Below are 4316 nucleotides of genomic sequence, written 5' to 3'. Positions count from 1 at the left end.
TGCCCTCGCTGCCTGGAATGCTGTCCTGTCTCATCGATAAGGTATCCATATCGATAGGAAAAATGTCGCTCTGACCAATTATTTGCACCAGAGCCCCTTTGTGGGCCTCGATCAAGTCCAGCACTGCCTGCAGACGAGTCGCGGCCTGCGGCTGCGCGACGGTGTGGACGGCCGTGGCCGGCGAGCGCCCGAGTATCGGGGCCATGGCCCGGATACTCGAACCCTGCAGATGCAGGCTCGCAATGATGAGGCGCTCTTCCGGTTGAAGTTGCTGGTCCTGAGTTCTTTCGTGCAACGCAACACCTTATACGAAACGGTGTTGCACTTCAGATTTGAGGTCGCCCAGGGTTACCTGCCTTCCTTGCGCACGAAGAGTCCTGGTATCATGTAAAGCGCTCCGTTCAACTCGGTCCGCACAGGCATTGTTGCAGGCGGAGGCGAGGTGGATAAAAATATTTAGCAAACGGTTGGGCAAGAGGCTAAAAAAGCTTTGCACACGACCGTTAACAGGGTCCATGCACAAACAAGACATTCAAAAAATTGTTTCCGCAGCTCACGAAACGGCCGATTCGATCGTCGGTGCGCGCGCGTGGAAGACGGCAGAAGACGCCAGCGCGATGCACGACGTGATCTTCTGGGACATGGTTGCGAAGCGATTGCCTAACACGAACATCGCCGATCTGCTGTATATGTTGGATTAGACTGCGTCGACGACGCGGCGTATCTTGCCGCCCAAACCTGCTTCGAAGTCACGGCGCAGCGTGCTGTCCGGCGCGTTATCGCAGCCGTGCCCGACGTCCGTCGATTGGCGTCTGAAGCATCACCACCACTATCGGTCATCCAGCCCGACCAGCGAAAAGATCTTGACGACTGTTCGTGGCTTCGGTTGATGCTCACCCTGTTGCTGAATGAAGACTTGCATCGCGCGCGTCATCTCCTGACCTGAAAGTCTGCGATAGGCGCAGATGTTGTAGGTGACGCCGTGCTGCCGGTCTTTGATGAAATTATCTACGTTCGGCAGCTGCATGTTTTCCCCGAAAGCGTCATGCGATTTTCCGCGCGAGTTGTTCTCAACTTCATCCAAACCGCCTCGCAGTGAAGAAGTCCACGAAAAAGAACCTGCCGCCCGTGGGGGCGGCAGGCTGAAAGACCGAGGGGTGGGGTTCGCTCGAGAGAAGCGCCCCTCGAAAGACCGAAGCCACTTTAGTCGCTCAAAGCAGGCGGCGGACCCGCCCAACGGATGCGATCACATTCTTGACCGAACACGACATGGAGAAGGATTGGATTCATCCCCAGAACCGGTTAAAACATTCGGGTAAACATGACCGCGTAATCCGCCGCGACCGCGCGCCGGCGCTCAATCAGGCTACTCGGGCCACTCACGTAATCCGCCTGTTCGCCTGCTGGCGAGGCAGACAAACGGCCAAGAATTCAACCTAGAAAATCAACAAGAATACATTCAAAAAAACTTGCGCAGATAGATATGATAGTGAAAACCGCTGCCTATTGGCCACAATATTGGTCTTTAACAGCGGGCATTCATTCCTTTTTCGAACAAGTCCTCAACGCCTCCCCTGCCACGTCCGATCGTTCAGAGATTGATGCCGCCGCAGTCAGTCGCCTTGACGAGCCACACCGCGAATGCTGACGATGGCGACGTGGCATGGCAGATGAATCGCTCCGTTTCAGTGACTGACGGGATACCGGGTCAACGAAGTCTCGCGAATTCAGCGGCCGTCCTATGGCATCCCAGGCTCTCGTGACTGGGTGCGCCCGGGTGTCGCGCTGTACGGCGGCTCGCACACAGGTCAGTCGCGTCACATCAACGACGTCGGCTTGCGCACCTGGATGACGCTCATCAGCGAAGTGATCGGCGTGGCGGGATCTCCGTCGCTCTGGGGGACAGCGGTCGTTATGATTTAATGTCGGCGTGTTTGTCAGCGCCGGAGCTTGGAAGTACGGCGGGGCCGGCCGGTGTTTGATCAATACCTGCCCCATCGTATCCCACGATAGCGGCTCGCGCCTGCCCGGCCATGTTCGTCAGCTGGTTACAATCATTGCCAAGATTGGTGACCTCGTGTGCCCGATTATAAAAGATGCGACGTGGCATCAACGGCGGTCTGAACGTTGTAGCCGTGACCGCCGGCGCCACTGACCTGTCATTCCCTGCCAGACGAAGGACGGAGCCACATACCGCGGGAGCAGTTTTTTGCTCATCGATTTGTGCGCAATCGATCAGCGAACGAGCGCACGTGGTATCGTGCAACGCGTCGCGCAGTCCGAATGCGTTTTCAACGATAAACGCATGCGCCGTTATAGACGACCCTACAACAGAATGTTCACGCTTCGCGTCGCCACAGGCGATCAACCGCCCGGCAATCAAGAAGATCCCGCAGAGCTTTTCAGAGCTGTTGTCGCAGCATCGCTTGTGACTGGCCTCGAAATGTTCGATTTCACCGTTTTCGGATTCTTCGCGGTGATGATCGGAGATCATGTCTTCCCAGCGAAAGATCCGATGACTTCGTTACTGTGGGCAGTCGGCACATTCGGCGTCGGCTTTTTCATGCGACCTGTTGGCGCGATGATCATCGGCGCTTACGCGGACCGCGTGGGCCGCCGCGCAGCGATGACGAGGACCAGCTGGATGATGGCTCTAGGTACGGCGGCGCTTACCTTCTGTCCGTCGTTTGCCAGCATAGGCGTGATCGCGCCGCTCGTTGTCATCGCCGGTCGGTCGCTGCAGGGCTTTGCCGTCGGCGGCGACATCGGTGTTGCCGCGACCTTTGTGATGGAGGCAGGGCCTGTGTCGCGTCGCGGCTATCTGGTCAACTGGCAACTCGTTAGCCAGGGCGCGGCCGCGTTGTTGGGCGCAACCTTGGGCGTGCTGCTCACCAGCACGATGTCACCGGCCGCTCTTGCTTCGTGGGGCTGGCGGATCCCATTCCTGATCGGTCTGCTGATCGCGCCAGTTGGTCTTTATGTTCGCTACCGGCTTCGCGACGATGCGATTTTCACCAGCACCGCCAGACATGCCGGCACACCGCTCGCTGAACTGTGTCACGAACATGGGACGACGATCCTGCTGGCGATGCTGATGATGATGGGGCAAACCATACCGGTCTACGCGATCGTCTACTACATGCCGAGCTATGCGACTCGCGTGATGCACCTGCCCGCCGTCATCGGATATATGGCTGCCGCGTTGTCTGCACTGCTGCTGGTGGTCATTCCGCCGCTGTCCGGCCGTCTCATCGACCGTCTGCCTCGCCGCAAGCCACTGGCCCTCATTGCCTCAGGATGCACCGCGTTTTTGGTCTATCCGGTTTTTCTGATGATTACCCGTGCGACCAGCGCGCTGCCTGTCCTGTGTGGCGTCGCGCTCATTAGCACAATGGTGGCGCTCGGCGCGGGCGCGGTCGCCCTGCTTGTGCTTGAAGCGCTTCCTGCGCGGGTGCGCGCCAGCGGCATGGCCGTTTCGCATGCGCTGCACGTCGCCTTGTTCGGCGGTACCGCTCAATTCATCGTGACGGGATTGATCAGATGGACCGGCGATCCCATGTCTGCAGCCTGGTACGTGACGCCAGCGTGTGCGGTGAGCTTTTGTGCGCTGATGCTGTTCAAGGAACAGCGCTTCAAAACCTGAACCGCCACGCACGCACTGACACCTATCGCTGCGTCTGAACCACCTTACCGGCCAAAGCCCGAAAATCCTGCGGCGCCATGTCGTAGGCCCGTCCGAAGGCGCGCGTGAAATCAGACGCGCTTTTGAAGCCGAATCCATAGGCAATCGCTGTGACCGCCAGGTGTGGATAGCGGATCAGCTCATTGGCTGCCCGGCGTAGCCTCAGGTGGCGGATATAAGGTTTTGTTGCAATAGGCCGGTCCGCTATGATGTGCGGAACGATATAGACGACGGAAAGCTTGATGACGACGTTGAATCTGGCGGTGGCCCGAGTGCTCAAACGCGTCCATTACCCGCTTGATGTGATGCTGACGTGCGTGCGTTGGTACGTGGCTTATCCGCTGAGCCTGCGGCACCCCGAGGAAATGTTGGCTGAGCGCGGTATTTCGGTCGATCATTCGACGGTGCACCGCTGGGGCATCAAGCTGCTGCCGGTATTGGAGAAAGCGTTTCGCCGTCGAAAGCGCCCGGTTGGCAAGAGCTGGCGTATGGACGAGACGTACGTCAAGGTGCGTGGCCAGTGGAAATACCTTTATCGCGCTGTCGACAGGGCCGGAAAGACGGTGGATTTCCTGCTTCGAGCCAATCGTGACAAGGCTGCCGCCCGTCGCTATTTCGAGAAATCCATCGAGCA

Annotated in this window: 7 protein-coding genes and 1 pseudogene; 4 read left to right on the top strand and 4 right to left on the bottom strand. The window is 58.3% G+C overall.

From position 1 onward, the window contains the following. On the bottom strand, nt 1-295 hold a 295-nt coding region (locus tag B0G75_RS41820), incomplete at its 3' end, for a helix-turn-helix domain-containing protein (RefSeq protein WP_258194978.1). A 220-nt stretch (nt 296-515) separates the two neighbouring features. Here B0G75_RS41820 and B0G75_RS39810 point away from each other — a divergent pair. Then, on the top strand, nt 516-701 hold the full coding sequence (locus B0G75_RS39810; protein WP_106286465.1) for a hypothetical protein: 186 nt from the start codon (nt 516-518) through the stop codon (nt 699-701). Between the two features lie 128 nt (nt 702-829). Here B0G75_RS39810 and B0G75_RS39805 read toward each other — a convergent pair whose 3' ends face one another. Beyond that, the gene (locus tag B0G75_RS39805; protein ID WP_258194184.1) at nt 830-1084 is read right to left on the bottom strand and encodes a hypothetical protein; all 255 of its coding nucleotides are present in this window, start codon (nt 1082-1084) and stop codon (nt 830-832) included. A 532-nt stretch (nt 1085-1616) separates the two neighbouring features. Here B0G75_RS39805 and B0G75_RS41815 point away from each other — a divergent pair. After that, a pseudogene (locus B0G75_RS41815) lies at nt 1617-1878 on the top strand (alanine racemase); the annotation flags it as partial. Between the two features lie 34 nt (nt 1879-1912). Here the strand turns inward: B0G75_RS41815 and B0G75_RS41810 are convergent. Beyond that, nucleotides 1913-2494, bottom strand: a complete 582-nt coding sequence (locus tag B0G75_RS41810; protein WP_258194980.1) for a hypothetical protein — start codon at nt 2492-2494, stop codon at nt 1913-1915. Between B0G75_RS41810 and B0G75_RS39800 the strand changes: the two genes are divergently transcribed. Continuing rightward, nucleotides 2444-3643 (top strand): MFS transporter, encoded by a 1200-nt coding sequence (locus B0G75_RS39800; protein WP_258194979.1) that lies wholly within the window; start codon nt 2444-2446, stop codon nt 3641-3643. The two genes, B0G75_RS41810 and B0G75_RS39800, sit on opposite strands and share 51 nt — an antisense overlap. Nucleotides 3644-3665: 22 nt before the next feature. Here B0G75_RS39800 and B0G75_RS39795 read toward each other — a convergent pair whose 3' ends face one another. Further along, nucleotides 3666-3962 carry a helix-turn-helix domain-containing protein gene (locus B0G75_RS39795; protein ID WP_106286464.1) on the bottom strand — a complete coding sequence of 99 codons (297 nt, stop codon included), beginning with the start codon at nt 3960-3962 and terminating at the stop codon, nt 3666-3668. Here B0G75_RS39795 and B0G75_RS39790 point away from each other — a divergent pair. After that, on the top strand, nt 3925-4316 hold a 392-nt coding region (locus tag B0G75_RS39790), incomplete at its 3' end, for an IS6 family transposase (protein ID WP_146142610.1). The genes B0G75_RS39795 and B0G75_RS39790 overlap by 38 nt on opposite strands.

The organism is Paraburkholderia sp. BL18I3N2 (genome assembly GCF_003001875.1).
GTDB classification, from domain to species: Bacteria; Pseudomonadota; Gammaproteobacteria; order Burkholderiales; family Burkholderiaceae; genus Paraburkholderia; species Paraburkholderia phytofirmans.
This window is presented reverse-complemented; position numbering and strand designations above follow the sequence as displayed.

Coding starts and splice junctions, on each gene's coding strand:
- B0G75_RS41810 (WP_258194980.1), bottom strand. CDS start 2,494: ATGATCTCCGATCATCACCGCGAAGAATCCGAAAACGGTGAAATCGAA.
- B0G75_RS39810 (WP_106286465.1), top strand. CDS start 516: ATGCACAAACAAGACATTCAAAAAATTGTTTCCGCAGCTCACGAAACG.
- B0G75_RS39800 (WP_258194979.1), top strand. CDS start 2,444: ATGTTCGATTTCACCGTTTTCGGATTCTTCGCGGTGATGATCGGAGAT.